The organism is Niallia sp. FSL W8-0635 (assembly GCF_038007965.1).
GTDB lineage: Bacteria > Bacillota > Bacilli > Bacillales > Cytobacillaceae > Niallia.
In genome coordinates, this window is sequence record NZ_JBBOYD010000001.1 from 1,593,114 (window position 1) to 1,612,099 (window position 18,986).

The following is an 18,986-nucleotide window of genomic DNA, read 5'->3' on the forward strand; positions in this document are numbered from 1 at the left end:
ACGTATTCTTAAATGTCTGTTTTAATAACCAGGATAAAAATAAGGTCTGGGATTTTTTAAAACAAAAGCATTTTTCCTACATGCCTTATTTTTAAATATATTAAAAAGGGGTTTTGAAAGTGGTAACTGCTTTAAATGCAACAACAGTATTGGACAAGGAATATGGTCTATATATTAATGGGCAATGGGTAAAAGGTTCAGAAGGAAAGCTAATTAGCAGCTATAACCCTAGTAATGGAGAAAAGTTGGCTGATTTTGTGGACGCTACCTATGCAGATGTAGATCAAGCAGTGGCTGCAGCAGCAGAGGCATTAAAAACATGGAAGAAAGTAAGTTTAATAGATAGAAGCAATTTATTATTAAAAATTGCTGATTTAATTGATGAACATGCGGAAAAATTAGCCTTAGTGGAGACATTGGATAACGGAAAGCCACTAAGAGAAACAAGAAATATTGATGTTCCATTAAGCTCTGATCATTTTCGTTATTTTGCAGGGGTAATCCGATCAGAAGAAGGGACTGCGCAAGCATTCGATGAGGATACTTTGTCCATTTCAATAAAGGAGCCTATTGGGGTAGTTGGTCAAATCATTCCTTGGAATTTTCCTTTATTAATGGCTGCATGGAAGATTGCACCCGCTATTGCAGCCGGTAATACGGTAGTTATTCATCCGTCGTCTACAACTTCTTTAAGCTTATTAGAACTAGCTAAAATCTTCGATCAAGTATTGCCAAATGGAGTAGTTAATGTCATTACGGGTCGCGGTTCCCACTCTGGAGATTATATGTTACATCATGAAGGATTTGCAAAAATTGCTTTTACAGGATCAACGGAAATTGGCCAAGAAGTTGCGGTTGCTGCAGCGAAAAGACTTATTCCATCAACACTTGAGCTAGGCGGAAAGTCAGCGAATATCATATTTAATGATGCACCAATGGAGCGAGCTTTGGAAGGGGTTCAATTAGGAATTCTTTTTAACCAAGGACAGGTTTGCTGTGCTGGTTCTCGTATTTTTATCCAAGAAGGAATTTATGAGGAGTTCCTCGCAAAAATGAAGCTTGCATTTGAGGATGTAAAAGTTGGCCTGCCTTGGGAAGAGGATGTAGTGATGGGGGCGCAAATAAATGAGCGCCAATTAGAACAAATTTTAGAATATGTAAAAATCGGCGAAGAAGAAGGAGCAAGAGTTGTAACAGGGGGCTGCAGACTCGAAAATAATGGATTGGAAAAAGGCGCATTTATGGCACCAACGATTTTAGCCGATGCTACAAATGAGATGCGCATCGCACAAGAAGAAATTTTTGGTCCAGTTGCAACGGTAATAAAATTTAAGACCGAAGAAGAGGTTATTGAGCTGGCTAACCAATCTGAGTTTGGACTTGGTGGAGCAGTATTCTCCCGTGATATTAATACTGCACTTCGTGTAGCAAGAAGTGTAGAAACAGGTCGTATGTGGGTGAATACGTATAATCAGCTTCCAGCAGGAGCTCCATTTGGAGGCTATAAAAAATCAGGAATCGGCAGAGAAACATACAAGAGCATATTAGATGGGTATACACAGACGAAAAATATTTATATCGTAACGAAAGAAGAAACAGAGGGAATGTATTAAAGGAAAATAGGAGGCTGCTAGGACTTTGTCTTAGTGGCTTTTTTTATGTTTAAAAGTTCATGTATAATTTGCTCTAAGATAAAAAATAAAAATTTAGTTTTTTCTTGAACTTTTTCCCCAGTAGAAAGTCTAATGTATAGGACAATTTGAGGAGGTGATTAATTGGAAGAGTTAGAGTTTAGTAAGAAAGCCATTAAAGGAGATGATGATGCCTTTTTGAAAGTAATGCAATTACATAAAGAATCATTGCTAAGAGCTGCTTTAGCATTTTTAAAAGATGAAGATGCGGCAATAGAAGCATTGCAGGAAGTAACCTATCGAGCTTATAAAAAGATACATACCGTTAAAGAGCCAGCCTATTTAAAAACATGGCTAACAAGAATTATGATCAATTATTGTCAAGATCAAGTAAAGAGATCCAACAGAGTTATTTCTGATAACCAAGTATATGATGGATCTGTTTACCAAGACCAATCCTTGATTGAACTAAAGGAAGCCCTTGGATTGTTATCTAATGAAGATCAGCAATTAATCTATTTGAAATATTTTCAAAATACGAAAATCAAAGAAATTGCCGCAATGGAAAAAATACCAGAGGGAACCGTAAAGTCTCGATTACATAAAGTACTGAAAACATTAAGACTATATTTTAAGGAGAAAGGAGAGAGTGATCATGTATGAACAAGAGGAACAAAGATTGTCTAAGTTAAAGAATGACTTAGAAAAAGTAGAATTACCGATCGGAAAAACGGATGAAGCCATTTTAAGTGGATTTATGAAAGCAAAGCGAGAAAAAAATCTGGTTAAGAAAAAACAAAAAAGATTAGTAGGGCTTGCGATTGCTGCCATTATTATCATTTTCTTTGTAACTTCCATTCGAATATCCCCAACTTTTGCAAATGCTCTCTCAACAATCCCTGGGATGGAATGGATGATTGGTTTTATTGAACAAGATAAAGGCTTTTCCGCCATTATAGAAAATGATTATTATCAAAAGGTAGATGTTTCTGAGACAAAAGGAGATTTGACGTTAACGATAGATGGAGTAATTATGGATGAATCAGGAATGAATGTATTTTATACGTTGAAATCGACAAAGCCACTAACTGGCGGAGAGATAAAGTATATTAATCTCCTAAATAAAGAAGAATTTCCTGAGCATTCACGTAGCTATAATGTATATTTTCCTGATGATATTCAAAATGAATTTCAAGATATGGTTGAGTACCAATTTGTAAACTCTTTTTCTTTTGAGGAATTAACGTTTAACTTTGAATTAGTTACAGTAATGGACAATCAAGAAATAAAATTTCTGATTCCTTTTGAACTCAAGGAAAATGTAAAGAAGAATATAACTTATCCAATAAACCAGGTTGTGGAAGTGGAGAATCAAAAAATCACGATAGAAGAAATTATCGTGTACCCATTACGAATTGGAGTGAAGGTAGCATTTAATCCTGCTAATACAAAAGAAATTTTGGGATTTGAAGATATGCGGTTGGAAAATGAAAAAGAAGAAGTTTGGAGTTCTATTAAAAACGGAACTGTAATGAGGCATATAAGTGAAAATGAGAAAACATTTTATTTGCAGTCTAATTATTTTGAAAAAACGAAGGAAATTTATTTGTGTATAAATAAGTTGATGGCAATTGATAAGGAAGACGCGATGGTTATTGTAGACACGGAAGCAAGTAAATTAATAAAAAGTCCGAAAGACGGTAAGCTTAAATTAGGAAAAACTTCTGAGAATCAAATAGAATTTTATATGGAATCGAATTCAGAAAATCATTTTAGTCTCTTTAGTTATGCAATAGATGCTGATGGAAAAGAACTCTCAATATCTACTGAACTAATGACAAGTACCAATAATGAAAAGAGATGGGAGTTACATTTAGAAAACACTGTTTATAAAAATCCTTTACGTCTTGAATTATTCGCTTACCCTAATTACATCGAAGGGGATGTAAAGATAGAAGTAAAATAAGCTGCATGCTTTGGTAGTGGTATTCATCATACCATTACCAAAGCACACGTTTTTTTATTGTAAGCGTTACATTTTTGTGTTAAAGTAAAGTTACGTAAACGTTTACGTGAAGGGTGAAATAAATGACGATAACAATTAAAGACATAGCAAAAGTCGCCAATGTGTCCACAGCAACTGTTTCAAGAGTTTTAAATGGAGCAGGTGGTTACAATGAAGAGACAAAGAAGAAAATCCTGCAAATGGCAGAAGAGCTAGGCTATCGGAGAAATGAAATGGCGAGAAGCTTAGTGAAAAAATCTAGTAATTTAATTGGTATTATCATGCCAAACGTGTCAACCATCTTTTATGCTGATATTGTAAATGGGATGGAGAAGGTAGCGCAATGTCATGGCTTTAGTGTCATTCTTTCCCATGCTGGGGAGAAAGGTAATCGATTAATTGATTGCTTAAAAATGCTAGAAGAAAGAAAAGTGGATGGGCTTGTTCTTGTATCTATCCCACTAACCGAGGAGCAAATTCAAGCTATTGAATCATTGAGTATCCCTTATGTGCTATTGTCTACAGATACACAAAATAAACAAATACCTTTTATTAAAGTAGATGATTTTGAAGCTTCCTATGCTGCTACAAAGTATCTAATTGACCATGGACATCGAAAAATTGGCTTGGCAGGTGTGGATTACGCTGATCGAGTAGCTGGGATTCCGAGGATAGAAGGATATAAAAAGGCATTAATGGATCACGGATTAAGTATTTCGGCTAACTACATAAAAGCAGGAGATTATAGTTTTTCTGCCGGAAAAGAAGCCCTCTATGCTTTCCATGCTGAAAAGGCTGGAATAACAGCTGTATTTTGTGTAAGTGATGAAGTAGCACTTGGTGTTATTTCAGCAGCCTTTGACTTAGGGATAAAAATACCAGAGCAACTTTCTGTCATAGGCTACGATAATACGAGAGTTGCAGAAATGGCTGTTCCTCCCTTAACTACAATAGAGCAACCATTTCAGTTAATGGGAGAAAAGGGCTGCTTGAAAGTGATTGAGGCTATTCAGCAAAAAGTAGAAGTGAAAACAGAAAGGATGCCATTTCGATTAGTAGAAAGGGCGTCTGTAATAAATAGGATGGAGTAAAATTTTTTAAACTTTACATAAACGTTTATGTAAAGAATATATTTTCACAGAAAGTAGGTAACATAATGGAAAAGAAATGGTGGCAAACGTCAGTCGTATATCAAATATATCCAAGAAGCTTTCAAGATAGTAATGGAGATGGAATTGGAGATTTAAGAGGAATCATCAATCGTCTTGATTATTTGCAAAAACTAGGAATCGATGTTATTTGGCTAAGCCCTGTATACAAATCGCCTAATGACGATAATGGCTATGATATTAGTGATTATGAAGATATTATGGATGAATTTGGTACGATGGCAGATATGGATGAATTAATTGCAACTGCGAATGAAAAAGGAATTAAAATTGTTATGGATTTAGTCGTAAATCACACTTCAGATGAGCATAAATGGTTTATTGAAGCAAAAAAAGGAAAAGACAATCCATATCGAGATTACTATATATGGCGTGACCCGGTTAATGGCGAAGCACCAAATGAGCTAAAATCTACTTTTAGCGGTTCTGCTTGGGAATTTGATGAAGATAGCGGACAATATTTCTTGCATTTATTCAGTAAAAGACAGCCAGATTTAAATTGGGAAAATGAAAAAGTGCGGGAAGAAGTTTGGAATATGATGAACTATTGGCTAGAAAAGGGAATCGGTGGCTTCCGCATGGATGTGATTGATTTAGTAGGAAAACAACCAGATCTTGGTATTACTGGAAATGGACCAAAGCTACATGATTATCTTCAAGAAATGAATGAAAAATCGTTTGGTAATTATGATGTTTTAACAGTAGGAGAAACTTGGGGAGCAACTCCTGAAATCGCTAAATTATATTCGAATCCAGCAAGAAATGAGCTTTCCATGGTCTTTCAATTTGAACATATTGGATTAGACGAGCAAGAGGGGAAACAAAAATGGGATTTAAAGCCATTAGAAATAAAGCAATTAAAATCCATACTAGCAAAATGGCAAACTTCTCTTGGGAATGAAGGTTGGAATAGTTTGTTTTGGAATAATCATGATTTACCAAGAATCGTATCTCGTTGGGGAAATGATAAAGAGTATCGGGTGGAAAGTGCAAAGATGTTTGCCATCCTTTTACATTTAATGAAAGGAACTCCATATATTTATCAAGGGGAAGAGATTGGGATGACTAATTGCCCAATTTCGGATATTAGTGAAGTGAATGATATAGAGAGTATTAATATGTACTATGAGCGAATAGAGCAAGGGTATACGAAAGAGGAAATCCTTCATTCGATTAATGTAAAAGGTAGAGACAATGCAAGAACACCTATTCAATGGGATGATACGGAGAATGGAGGGTTTACTACCGGGACACCGTGGCTGCATGTTAATCCGAATTATTTGGATATTAATGTTAAGAATAATTTAGAAAATGCTAATTCCGTCTTCTATTGTTATCAATCTTTAATTCAATTGAGAAAAGATAATCCAATCGTAGTATGGGGAGATTTTGAGCTAATCGAAGATACGGAAGAAGAGATTTTTGCTTATACACGAAAGTTTGAAGGAAAAACTTGGGTAGTAGTGGCCAACTTTAGTGACCAAGAAAAAATGCTGCATTTACCAGAATTTAACGAGTGTGATGAGGTGATTATTAGTAATTATCATCGTGAAAGTGTGGATTTTGGAAATGTGCATTTAAAGCCATATGAAGCTTTTGTTGTAAGCATTTGATCGAAAACATTACGGAAGCTGTCAACATCATCGATAAGTGAGATATTGACAGCTTTTTTTATTTTCTCTAGAAAAAATAAAAAAAATATTATCAATTCTGATAAAATAAAGTAAGATATAGTTGGGGATTAGTTAATAGGGTAAACAAACTATTGAAAGCGTTTCAATCTATGTTCATTTAAAGACATGGAAATGAAGGCGATTTCAAATTAGAAGTGGGAAAATAAGAGAGAAAGAATGATTATTAGAAGGAGTGATTAATATGAATTATAGTCAAAGATCAATGGGAGAAGTAAACGGAGCAAAGATAACAGAATATACTTTTACGAATAACAATGGAATGAGTTTCTCTAGTATGAATTATGGCTGCATTATCACGAAAATTATAGTTCCAGATAAGGAAGGAAACAAGGAAAATGTTGTGCTTGGCTTTGAAACATTAGAGGAGTATAGACAGTATCCAGGTCCTTATTTAGGGGCGATTGTTGGGCGCGTTGCAGGAAGAATTAATCGTGGTCAATTCGAACTTAATGGAAAAGAGTATCGATTAAATACAAATACTCCTCCTAATCACTTACATGGGGGAAATGTTGGTTGGAGTGAAGTAGTCTTTGATTCTTCTATTGTAGAAGAGGAAGGGGCAATTGGAATTCGCTATACATATCATAGTCCAGATGGAGAAGAAGGTTATCCAGGTAATTTTGACTTTACTGTAGATTATTTACTGACTAATGAGAATGAAATAGTCCTAACATACCACGGAAAAACAGACAAAGAAACACCTGTAACAGTGACCAATCATTCCTATTTTAATTTAAGTGGGAATAATAAAAGAGATATAACTAATCATGAACTAATTGCTGATGTTGATCGTTTCTTAGAACTAGATGAAGGATTTATTCCAACAGGAAAAATGGTACATACAGAAAATACACCATTTGATTTTTCGGAAGGAAAGCTGTTGAAAGCAGGAATTGATAATGATTTTGACCAAAATACTTTAGTAGGTAATGGATATGACCATCCCCTTATTTTCTCTGAAGAAGGATCCCATTCTGCTATTTTAAGAGATAAAGAGAGTGGAAGAGAAATGTCTTTAGTAACGAATCAGCCTGCACTCATTCTTTATTCAGGTAACCAATTAGAAGATAAATATGATTTTAATGGCGTAACGGGAAGAAAATACTTAGGGGTATGTTTAGAAACACAAGGATTTCCCGACGCAATTAACCATCCTGAATTTCCATCCGTTGTTTTAAAACCTGAAGAAACATATCATGCTGAAACGAAATTGAAATTTCGAGTAACAGAATAAAAGAATAGGCATAAATACAAAAATAGGAAAAAATCATCATGATGGTTTTTTCCTATTTTTGTGGATAGAAAGATCTTAATAATGGCAAAAACCACTAATTCAACCTAATGGCTACTGCCTTAAAAATCATGAACCCAAACCTTATGAAATAAAAAGAAGTAAATATTGTCTCTGTATATAGCAAAATAACGTTAATGTAAGTGCAATTTTTACTATAATAAAAAGAAAATAAGAGGAGAGAGGTGAAAGGCAAAGAGTGTAAGCGCAGAAGTTAAGACTTCCGATATAGCAAAAACAAGTATGGGAAGGAATTGCATTATTCGGCATAAAGGGGTAAAAGGATGCCTCTCCATTAAAGGAATTATATAGGTAGATAAATCTATGAATAAGTATGGAATTGTACGATTATTGCTTTTCTTGAAGGAGAATTCAACTATTAAACAGAAACTAATAATTGGGCAATTAGAAAACATTGGTTAAAAAGTAGTCTTCTTCACCCTCTCAGCCCATTTTATTCAATGAAGCAGTAGTTTGCGTATTAATTAAGATAGTTTTTTTTTGTTAAAAACAAGGAGGAGATTCAATGAAAAGAATAGCATCTATTATGTTTATTAAACCCGGATATGAAAACGAATACAAAAATAGGCATGATGAACTTTGGCCAGAAATGGAGGAAGCGTTGAAACAGCATGGTGCCACCAATTATTCTATTTACCTTCATCGTGAATCGCAAGTGTTATTTGCTTATTTAGAAGTAGCGGATGAAGAGACATATGAACTTATCTCCCAAACAGCAATATGCAGAAAATGGTGGAAATACATGGCGCCAATAATGGAAACAAATGAAGATTATAGTCCTATAACCCATAAATTAGAAGAAGTTTTTCATTTAGACTAAGCAGAAAATTATCCATGAAGGGGAACGGATTATGAGAGCTGAAATTTGAGGGAAATCTGGAGTAATTTACAATGGATTATTCAAAGGAAAAAAATGTAGTAGTATGGAAAAAAACTACACAAAATAAATAATGATTTATAAAAGGAATAGCAATAAGAGTAAAATTATTTCGAGAAGTAGTAAAGATTGTACATTGTTGATAGGTAATGAAATTCCTATAATGAGAGTATAGTAACCATAGAGAAAGAGAGGGCTTATTAACATTTTTTCTAAAAATGAAAACCTTTTCTTTTTTTGGAGTTGGCTGATTCGAATAAAAGGAGTTGTGCAATTATAATGAGTGATAACGAAAAATGGCTTGAAGAAGCTTGGGAGTTTGTAATAGAGAAAACAACTCGAAATAATGAAACGATTGGTGCGAATTTTCCACATGCAAGTGTAGACAAGAAATATGTATTGGAAGATCCTGAATGGTGGACTGCTGGTTTCTGGCCAGGACTTTTATGGCAGGTATATCAAGAAAATAAGGATGACGCACTTAGAAAAACGGCAGAACAGTGTGAAGCGAACTTGGATTATTTATTGTCTGATTCAGAAAAATTAGATCATGATATGGGGTTTATGTGGACGCTGACGAGTCTAGCAAATTATAAACTTACTGGTAATAAGGAATCAAGAAGAAGAGGTTTATTAGCAGCCAATTTTTTATTAGGTAGATTTAATGCACAGGGCAATTATATTCGTGCATGGAATGCTTGGTCAAAGAAGGAGGATAACCGAGGCGTTGCAATAATTGATTGCATGATGAATCTTCCATTGTTATATTGGGCTTCAGAAGAAACTGGGGACCCGCGTTTCAAAATAGCTGCCGAAAAGCATGCAGAAACTGTTAAAAAGCATTTTATTCAGCCAGATGGTTCTGTGCATCATATTGTTGTCTTTGATCCAGAAACAGGCGAAGTAGTAGATAAGCTTGGTGGTCAAGGCTATGCACCAGATAGTGCTTGGTCAAGAGGAACTGCTTGGGCATTATATGGTTTGACTCTTTCCTATTTGCATACTAATAATATAGAATTTTTATATGCGGCAAAATCAGTTTCCCATTTCTTTCTTTCTAATCTTCGTCCAAATGAATGTCCAGCTTGGGATTTTCGTATTCCTGAAGACGGAGAAAAACGATATTCCTACCCTGATTCATCGGCAGGTTCGATTGCAGCTTGTGGGTTACTCATGCTTGGGAAACTTGTAACTGATTTTGAAAAGCCAATATATCAGGAGGCAGGAGCAAATTTATTAAAAACTCTCTACACTACTTGTGCTACAAAAGAAGACAAAGAAGAGGAAGGTTTACTAAATAACGGAACAAGTCATTTTCCAGAGCAAAAGAATGTGGATGTTCCTTTAATTTATGGAGACTATTTTTTTGTTGAGGCTCTTAACGTATTGCGGCAAAAGGATGTTTTATTTTGGTGATAATTAAGTGGGTATGAAGAGTATAAGTAACTTTGTTATCAGTGGGAGTTAAAATTCCCACTGATTTTTTGTATTTATCCTTTATAGTAAGTAAATGCAATATAAACTAGTTAGTATATTTCGTTTAAATGTAATCTTTTCTCAAGGGTCCTTCATAGTTCCGGGTCTTTTATATCCATTTAAAAAGTTGGCTTTTTCCATTTTTTGATAAGTAAGAGTAGTTTGCTATAATTTTTCTAACAATATAGGTTTATGACGATTCTATCTGGGTATATAATACTATATAATTGATTAACTTCATATTATGGAGAAAGATATAAAGGTAGAAAGCTTTGATTAATCAACTTATTTGGGCGCTTTGTTGATTATGAGCTACTAGCGCAACCGGCTAACCAAACTATCCTTGTTTGTTTTGTTAGTCTTTTTTTATGGACACAAAAGAGTCATATTTCTAATGAATGTTCAGTTCCAGCATCAATGTGCCGACAAACATCAAATCTTCGTTTCTTGTAAATATGTATTAACGATATTTGTCGATTATAAGGAGCTTGTGCTTTTCTAAAAATGGGGGGCAACATATGAGTGAACATATTAGCTATCAAACGATAGTAATACAGGATCATACAGAGAAAGAATGGAAAGATAAATTAAATAAGGATTTAAGAGATTGGTTGTCTGAGGATTTTATGCTTAGTGTGGGAATCGGTGAAGCTGTAAATAATGCTATTGAACATGGGGAGTTTCCTGTTATTTTAGAACTACAATATACAAAGCATACTGTCGATATGCGGATTAAAGATCATGGAAAAGGATTTAATGTGGCAAAGAAATTTCATGATATCGAAAAATATGGTACAGAAAAGCTTTTGAGTGATATTGTGCTTGAGGAACGAGGAAGAGGTATTTTAATGATGATGAAAATCTTTCAAAAAGTGCACTATAATGAAAGAGGCAACGAAGTATTTTTATGGAGAGAAAGGAGGGAAAATGCAGAAGCCATATAATTGTAGAGAGAATGATTATTTTGTTAGGACTGTTCCTTTATGAGCAGTCCTATTTGCGTTTGGGTGAAATGAAATATTGTCATTTTTTTCTATAATCTACTGATTTCTATAAATGAATCGTTTATTATTAGTATATTACGGTAAAAAAGTAGTTTGGGAGAGGGTAGGAATAACATCATGGAGAAAGTGACCTATAGCAACATCCATAAGGAAGGAAATCAAATAAAGGAAACTACTAATTGGATACATATTCATAATGCAGAAATGCTCCTTCAGTATGACAGTAATTACATCCAATTTAAAGCAATGCCTACAATAATGGAATTTGAGCTGGTAGAAGAATACCTGAAAGAGTTTCATCAAAGAACTGGGCAGAAGCATCTTAAATTTATTTTTCCAGAAAATCAAAAATTTACGAAAGAGCTACTAGACCATATTGTTCGTAACCTTCACTATGATGTGGGATTGACGGAGCTTTATGCAATTGATCCCAGTGAATTTCCTGCATTGTCGCATATAGAGGAGATTCTGATTAAGGAAGTAACGGAGGATAATTTTGAGGATTATTTACAATTGGAATATAATCAGGATTTAGAATATGGAATAGATTTTGCTAAAGGCAAAACAGAAATCTATCGGAAAAATTTTAAAAATCCTCAATTTTTGCAAGTAATAGCTTATTATAAAGGAAAAGCAGCTGGTGCTTTAGAAGTAATTATAGCAGATAAAACGGTCGAAATTGACGGAATTTTTGTAATTGAAGCATATCAACGAAAAGGGATTGCCGCTCGAATGCAAAAAATGGTGATGGATTTATTTCCAAATAAGACCATCATTTTATTAGCAGATGGAGAGGATACGCCAAAAGAAATGTATAAAATGCAAAACTATCAAAAACAAGGATTTCAATATGAAGCATTGAAGGAAAATTTCCATGCTTAAAAAGAAAAAGGAGTAGATTGATTTGAATGAGCCGATGCTTGTCTATCGTGGACAATATGTGGAAAGTACACATACTATTCATGTTGCTGTAGTAAATAAAGAAGGTAGATTACTATATTCCTATGGAAATCCAAATAGGATGACATTTCCTAGGTCGTCGATGAAGCCATTTCAAGCGATTCCGCTTTTAGAAACAGGAGCTGCAGATACCTATTCTTATAATAATGCTGAAATAGCAATTGCTTGCGCTTCTCACGCAGGAGAATCCTTCCATAGAGAAACCATTCTTCAGCTGTTAGAAAGACTAGGCATTAAGGAAGATCATCTGCAATGTGGAACCCATACACCATGGAACTTAACAAGCTATAAAGAGTTGTTGCGAAATGGGGGAGATGTGACACCTGTTTTCAGTAATTGTTCTGGTAAGCATACTGGTATGCTGGCAACTGCTATTCACATGAAAGAAGATATCTCCACTTATCGGGAAATAGAGCATCCACATCAACAACGAATTTTAGAGGCGATTGAAGACATATGTGATTTTCCGAAAGAAAATATAAAGCTTAGTGTAGATGGTTGTGGCGTACCAGTCCATCAATTACCTCTATATCATACAGCACTTGGTTATGCAAGACTAGCAAGCCCAGATGCTATTAAATCCGAAGAGCGCAGAAATATAGTGAAACGGATAAGAGATAGCATGATGGAATTTCCTGAAATGGTTGGTGGTACAAGGAGATTTGATACGGACTTAATGACTGCATATCAAGGACAGATTGTTTCAAAAGCAGGTGCTGAGGCCGTTCAGTGTATGGGGCTTGTCGAAGAAGGAATCGGAATTGCGATTAAGGTGGAAGATGGGGGAGCACGAGCAGTAAATGTTGCAGCAATGGCGGTACTAAGTCAGCTAGGCTATAAAGAGGAGAAAATTTTTGCTGATTTAGAAAGATATGTGCATGCTCCAGTGCTCAATGCAAGAAAAGAAAAAATTGGCGAAATACGTGCAAATTTCGCTTTGGAAAAGAGAATCTGATTTGAAAAAATGATACAAAGGAGTAGAGAGATTGAAACATTATTTGAACGTAACAGAAGGAAAAAATAAATGGCCGCGCTATTTATTTTCCATTTTATTGGCTGTTGGCTTTATGATAGCAGGTTCCATTATTTATTTTATTATTGAGTTACTGCGCGTGGAGTTAGATGGGAACGATGCTACATATTTGGATCTAGATACAGGAATGGTAGTTGGCGGAAATGGCACTATCAGCTTATTATTGACACATATTATTTATATCATTTCTTTAGTTGGTCTATGGATTGGAGTACGTTTTATTCACAAAAGAAAATTCCGGACATTGATTACTGGCGAAAAAAGAGTGAATTGGAAAAAGATAGGCTGGGGATTTGCCGTATTTACTGGACTATTCCTAGTTACATCAGGTTTGGATTTCTTAATAAATGCAGCTGATTATACATGGAATAATGTTTCATTTTCTGAGTATGTCTATTTATTCCTTGTCGTAATTCTGTTTGTTCCGATTCAAACGACGGTAGAAGAGCTTTTATTTAGGGGATTATTGCTACAATGGGTTGGAAAAAAATTGAAGAATCCCGTTCTATTAGCACTTATTGTGGGACTGATTTTTGGATCCTTGCATTTTGCAAATCCTGAAATGAATCATTCTGCACTATTAGTGGGATTAGATTATTTGTTTGTAGGATTTGCTCTAACCTTTATAGCTGTAAAAACAGGCAGTTTAGAGTTATCTATTGGTGCACATGCGGCGAATAATATGATGATCTTCTTATTATTTACATACGATGATTCTGTTGCAGGAGATATCCCAAGTCTTTTTAGAATTATCGATACAAGTCCATTGTATTCCTTAATCTGGTCGATTGTCATTTTTGTTTCTTTTTATTTGTTGATTAGGAAAAAATATGGAGTAAAATAAATGTTTCTTTTATTTTGGCTATTTTCGTAAAGTTTGTTGCTATGACCCGCAGCCTGAATACACTCCGCTTTCCGTGGGGCTCGCGCTGTGCCGCGGTCTGCTTCCCCCTGCAGGGTCTCAGGCTGTCTCGCTAATCCCACAGGAGTCTACGTGTATTCAGGCTGCTCAGATTTCCTCATTAATTGATTTTTTCTATTGAGAAAGCAACAATCTTTTAGAAAACAGCCTTTATTTTTAAATAAAGAGAATAGGACGAAGAAAAAATAGTCTTTATTGGTAAGGCTATTTTTTTCTATTAATATGGTCTATTAAAATAAGGAAAAGGAACAAATGTTCTGAAATGAGTCTTAAGCCTCTTATTAATATAATTCAGAATTGTTAAAATTATCTTTGTGTTATTCATTCTATTATTAGGAGGCTGTTATATGAAAAAAGAATGTAGAGTAATTCCTTATCAAGTGAAAGAGGTAGTTGACCTATCAACAGAAATACCAAAAGGAATTGAACTAATTCAGGCACCTGATTTATGGAATAAAACAAAAGGAAAAGGGATTACCATTGCTATCTTGGATACTGGGTGTGATATTAATCATCCAGATTTACAAGAACGTATTATAGGTGGTAAAAACTTTACGGATGATGACAATGGAAATTCAGAAATTTATATGGATTATAATGGGCATGGGACACATGTTGCTGGAACAATTGGAGCGTCTGGAAGTGACAGTGGATTAACAGGAGTAGCGCCAGAAGTTTCTCTTTTAATTGTAAAAGTTTTAAATGGACAAGGTTCCGGGCAATATGATTGGATTATAAATGGAATCTATTATGCCATTGAGCAGGGGGCCGACATAATTTCCATGAGCCTTGGAGGACCGGAAGATGTAGAGGAATTACACGCGGCAGTGAAAAAAGCAGTCGAAGCGCAAATTCTCGTCGTATGTGCAGCAGGTAATGAAGGGGATGGTCTCGCTTCAACCGAAGAATTGGGGTATCCCGCTGCCTATAATGAAGTAATAAGTGTTGGTGCTGTCGATTTAGAGAGAAATTCTTCTCGTTTTTCCAATTCAAATAGAGAAGTCGATTTAGTAGCCCCTGGGGAAGAGATTCTTTCTACCTTTTTAGATGGGAAATATGCAAGCCTAACAGGAACATCGATGGCTGCACCACATGTAAGCGGTGCGTTAGCATTAATTAAAATAATCAGCAATGAAGCTTTTGAAAGAAATTTAACAGAACCAGAAATTTATGCACAATTGATTAAAAGAACCATCCCATTAGGAAATAAACCAAGCCTAGAAGGGAATGGGATTCTCTATTTAACGGCTCCAGATGAATTGACGGAAAAACTCCAATCTGCTGTGCAATTACTTGTTGCCAATAGTATTTAAGAGGAAAGAAATATTTTTAAAAGTGGACAAACTTCTTGAAAAGGGAAGATTGTCCACTTTTTTTAGTAGTGGAAGAAGAACGGAGTGGCGGGATGGATGAAAAAAAGATTATATGATCCAAAAATCGGATAAATGATCCAAAAATTAAATATATGATCAAAACCAACAAGGAAATGATCCAAAAATCAAATATATGATCCAAACCCTATATATGATCAACCAAACAAGGATATAATCCAAATTTTCAATTCACCATCAATAAAGCATCTAACAAACAACAACAACTTCTACCTAATTTTACAATACTCTCATAATAGAAATGTTACGAAAAAAGTAGTAAAGTGTAAGGAGGTATTTGTGCGTAGTTTGTAATATTAAATGAAGGAGATTAGATTGTTGAATATCGTTATTACACGAAAAATGGTCATGGAGATGTGTGGTCCTGTATCTTTGAAAAGGGGCGAGGCATTTTCGAAGAATCATAAGGTGTTGTTTAAAGAATATAAAGAAGATTACTGTGAAGCATTCGTTCAAGCATCTGAAGATTTTGCTGTAATGGTTGCTCTAGAGGCTGGTGAAATAAAAGCGACTTGTTCTTGTCCAAAGCTTGCTTCCTTCCAAAAGGAGTGTCAGCATATTGCAGCTGTCTTGATGGAGATAAAGAAATTTCAGATGAGTGGCAAGGAGCCTTCTTTAATGGAAGATACGAATCCAAATGTATCTAATGATTTTTTTGCCTTATTTAATCAGACGCGTTCTCCTTCACCAAAGAAACAACGGCACTTTGAAAAAAGGGAAGTAGTACCGGTTGAATTCTGGGTAAAGGTTATGCAAGTTGGATCAGAAGCAAATATGTTTGGCATCGAAATTCACCTTTTATCTAATAAAATTAAAGACATTCGCCAATTTTTAGAACGAATGAAAGAAGGCAAAGCATATGAATATGCCCCATCGCAGAAATTTGACCCAATGCTTCACTGTGTAAAAGAAGAAAGGGAAGCAATCCTTCAGGAATTATGGAAAGTGGTAAGCGATGAAACGATTTTTTTGAATCATCACAACGAATTAAGCAATCTAGGCGGTAAAGATACTCTATTAATACCACCGTCCTCTTGGATTACCCTCCGTTCACACTGGAAGGAATTATTCTATTTAGATGAATATAGCGAGACGAGAATACCCTTGCAAGTTTCTCATGAACCTCTTCCACTTACCTTTCAATTATATCAGGAGGAAACAGGAAGCTATCAATTGAATGTTCATGGAATAGATTCTGTTTTATTCTTGCATCAATATTATGCAGTAATGATAGACGGAAAGGTTATCCAAATGGAATCGGAGGATTTTAACAGGCTTGTAGAAATGAAGAAAATGACGGAGAAAGTTGGCAAGAATGATATTCCTATTGCAAACAATCAATTAGACTTCTTTTTGGAAAAGGTTGCCCCAGGCTTGAAAAAGTTGGGAGAAGTTCAATTGGAGAGAGAGCTTTCAAAAAAAATTGGCAAAGCGCCTCTACAAGCAGAGCTATACTTAGATAGAGTGAATAATCGATTGTTGGCAAGCCTAGAATTCCGCTATGAAAATATCGTTATCAATCCAGTTCATGAACGAGACAAAGACATAGAAGCAGTGCTTATTAGAGATTGGAAAAAAGAAGAAGTAATTTTAGAATTAATGGATGGAAGTTCATTTGCGAAAACGGATAGTGGGTATATGCTTTTTAACGAAGAATTGGAGTTTGATTTTCTATATTATGTATTACCAAAGCTGCAAAAGCTTGTGAAAGTTTATGCAACAACCGCGATTAGAACTCGAATTTTCAAGGAGAAAACATGGCCTCGTTTTTCGGTGAAGCTAAAGAAGGACCGGATAAACTGGCTAGAGTTTAAATTTGAGATGGAAGGCTTTCCAGAACGTGAAATCAAGGGACTGTTAGCTGCTTTAGAAGAAAAGCGTAAATATTATCGATTACAGGATGGGTCCCTTTTTGCCTTACAAACGAGGGAGATGGAGGAAATTCAAAGCTATCTTCACTCCCCACAAATAAAAGATAAGGATTTTGTCAGTGGATTTGAACTCACTCTTTTAGAAAGCCTATCGTTTATAGAGGAAGACAGAAAGATATTTAAACTAGACGAATCATATTTTGAACTGATTAATTCTCTCCTACATCCAGAAACATTAACGATTAAGGTTCCCGCTGATTTAGAAGATGTGCTGAAGTCCTACCAAAAAGATGGATTTAAGTGGATGAAAACTTTATCGCAATTTCATTTTGGCGGAATTTTAGCAGACGATATGGGGTTAGGCAAAACGCTTCAAAGTATTGCCTTTATCGTATCTGAATTACCAGTGATTCGCAGAGAAAAACAAAAAGTGCTAGTCGTTTGTCCTTCTTCCCTTCTATATAACTGGCAGAGAGAAATCATGAAGTTCGCTCCAACTATTCAATATATTGTCCTCGATGGGAATAAAAAGGAGCGAGCGCTGCTACAAAAGGATTTAGAAAATATCGATGTTTTGATTACGTCCTATCCATTAATTAGACAAGATATACAATGGTATGAACAGCAAGCTTTTCACACTGTTTTCTTTGATGAAGCACAGTATTTCAAAAACCCACTTTCTCAAACAGCTAAGTCAGTGAAAAGGTTAAAAGCGATAAATCGTTTTGCTTTAACGGGTACGCCGCTTGAGAATTCCATTGAAGAGCTATGGTCTATTTTCCATATTGTTTTCCCTGAATTATTGAAGGGGTTAAAGGAATACGCAAATCTTACAAATAAGCAGATTGCGAAAAAAATAAGACCTTTTATGCTGCGCCGGTTAAAAGAGGATGTCTTAGCAGAACTACCTGAGAAAAGGCAGTGGAGCGAAATGGTGGAATTGTTACCAGAGCAAAAGAGATTATACGCAGCCTATTTGGCAAAACTAAGACATGATGCACTAAAGCACTTAAATAAAGATACATTACGAAAAAATAAGATTAGAATTCTTGCTGGGTTAACAAGACTACGTCAAATATGCTGTCATCCTGCTTTATTTGTAGAAAATTATGATGGTGGCTCTGCTAAGCTAGCGCATTTAATGGAATTAATGGAAGAAGCACAACGTTCCAATCGAAGAGTACTGATTTTCTCTCAATTTACAAGTATGTTGGACATTATAGGACAGGAATTAGCGAAAAAGGGATTATCATTTTTTTATTTGGACGGGAATACGCCTTCAGATGAAAGAGTGGAATTATGTCATCGCTATAATTTAGGAGAACGAGATTACTTTTTGATAAGCTTAAAAGCTGGGGGAACAGGACTAAATTTAATGACTGCCGATACGGTTATTCTATATGACACATGGTGGAATCCTGCTGTTGAAGAGCAGGCGGCAGATCGTGCGCACCGAATGGGGCAGGAAAATATTGTAGATGTCATCAAACTGTTCTCCAAAGGAACGATTGAAGAGAAAATATATGAACTACAGGAAAAGAAAAAGAGCTTAGTGGATGAAATTATTGATTCAGATGAAAAAATGATATCTTCCATAACAGAAGAGGATTTAATGGAATTATTAAGCTAAGCTAAATAGCG

Annotated in this window: 14 protein-coding genes and 1 riboswitch; all 14 genes read left to right on the forward strand. The window is 35.2% G+C overall.

Annotated features, from left to right (window positions below; all coding sequences use genetic code 11):
- Positions 1–119 precede the first annotated feature (119 nt).
- The 14 genes from NYE52_RS07445 (at position 120) to NYE52_RS07510 (ending at position 18,975) form a co-directional block, all read left to right on the forward strand.
- On the forward strand, positions 120–1,613 hold the full coding sequence (locus NYE52_RS07445) for an aldehyde dehydrogenase family protein (RefSeq protein ID WP_341192497.1): 1,494 nt from the start codon (positions 120–122) through the stop codon (positions 1,611–1,613).
- Between the two features lie 162 nt (positions 1,614–1,775).
- Positions 1,776–2,294 (forward strand): sigma-70 family RNA polymerase sigma factor, encoded by a 519-nt coding sequence (locus tag NYE52_RS07450; RefSeq protein WP_341192498.1) that lies wholly within the window; start codon positions 1,776–1,778, stop codon positions 2,292–2,294.
- Entirely contained in the window at positions 2,287–3,597 is a 1,311-nt protein-coding gene (locus NYE52_RS07455) for a DUF4179 domain-containing protein (RefSeq protein WP_341192499.1), read from the forward strand. The genes NYE52_RS07450 and NYE52_RS07455 overlap by 8 nt, the downstream gene beginning before the upstream one ends.
- Positions 3,598–3,719: 122 nt before the next feature.
- A complete protein-coding gene (locus NYE52_RS07460) occupies positions 3,720–4,727 on the forward strand; it encodes a LacI family DNA-binding transcriptional regulator (protein WP_224428353.1) in 1,008 nt (335 codons plus the stop codon).
- A 65-nt stretch (positions 4,728–4,792) separates the two neighbouring features.
- On the forward strand, positions 4,793–6,418 hold the full coding sequence (locus NYE52_RS07465; protein ID WP_101730136.1) for a glycoside hydrolase family 13 protein: 1,626 nt from the start codon (positions 4,793–4,795) through the stop codon (positions 6,416–6,418).
- A 262-nt stretch (positions 6,419–6,680) separates the two neighbouring features.
- On the forward strand, positions 6,681–7,733 hold the full coding sequence (locus tag NYE52_RS07470; RefSeq protein ID WP_016200842.1) for an aldose epimerase family protein: 1,053 nt from the start codon (positions 6,681–6,683) through the stop codon (positions 7,731–7,733).
- Between the two features lie 583 nt (positions 7,734–8,316).
- Positions 8,317–8,631, forward strand: coding sequence for an L-rhamnose mutarotase (gene rhaM / locus NYE52_RS07475; RefSeq protein ID WP_341192500.1), 315 nt, complete (start codon positions 8,317–8,319; stop codon positions 8,629–8,631).
- A 336-nt stretch (positions 8,632–8,967) separates the two neighbouring features.
- Positions 8,968–10,104 (forward strand): glycoside hydrolase family 88 protein, encoded by a 1,137-nt coding sequence (locus NYE52_RS07480; protein WP_016200844.1) that lies wholly within the window; start codon positions 8,968–8,970, stop codon positions 10,102–10,104.
- 316 nt (positions 10,105–10,420) lie between these two features.
- Positions 10,421–10,503: riboswitch (cyclic di-GMP riboswitch) on the forward strand.
- A 179-nt stretch (positions 10,504–10,682) separates the two neighbouring features.
- Positions 10,683–11,108, forward strand: a complete 426-nt coding sequence (locus tag NYE52_RS07485; RefSeq protein ID WP_016200845.1) for an ATP-binding protein — start codon at positions 10,683–10,685, stop codon at positions 11,106–11,108.
- 177 nt (positions 11,109–11,285) lie between these two features.
- Positions 11,286–12,050, forward strand: a complete 765-nt coding sequence (locus tag NYE52_RS07490) for a GNAT family N-acetyltransferase (RefSeq protein WP_101730131.1) — start codon at positions 11,286–11,288, stop codon at positions 12,048–12,050.
- 22 nt (positions 12,051–12,072) lie between these two features.
- Positions 12,073–13,083, forward strand: a complete 1,011-nt coding sequence (locus tag NYE52_RS07495; protein WP_341192501.1) for an asparaginase — start codon at positions 12,073–12,075, stop codon at positions 13,081–13,083.
- Between the two features lie 31 nt (positions 13,084–13,114).
- Positions 13,115–14,005, forward strand: a complete 891-nt coding sequence (locus NYE52_RS07500; protein WP_016200847.1) for a CPBP family intramembrane glutamic endopeptidase — start codon at positions 13,115–13,117, stop codon at positions 14,003–14,005.
- Between the two features lie 425 nt (positions 14,006–14,430).
- The gene (locus tag NYE52_RS07505) at positions 14,431–15,396 is read left to right on the forward strand and encodes a S8 family peptidase (protein WP_016200848.1); all 966 of its coding nucleotides are present in this window, start codon (positions 14,431–14,433) and stop codon (positions 15,394–15,396) included.
- Positions 15,397–15,792: 396 nt separating this feature from the next.
- Entirely contained in the window at positions 15,793–18,975 is a 3,183-nt protein-coding gene (locus NYE52_RS07510; RefSeq protein WP_341192502.1) for a DEAD/DEAH box helicase, read from the forward strand.
- Positions 18,976–18,986: the final 11 nt, after the last annotated feature.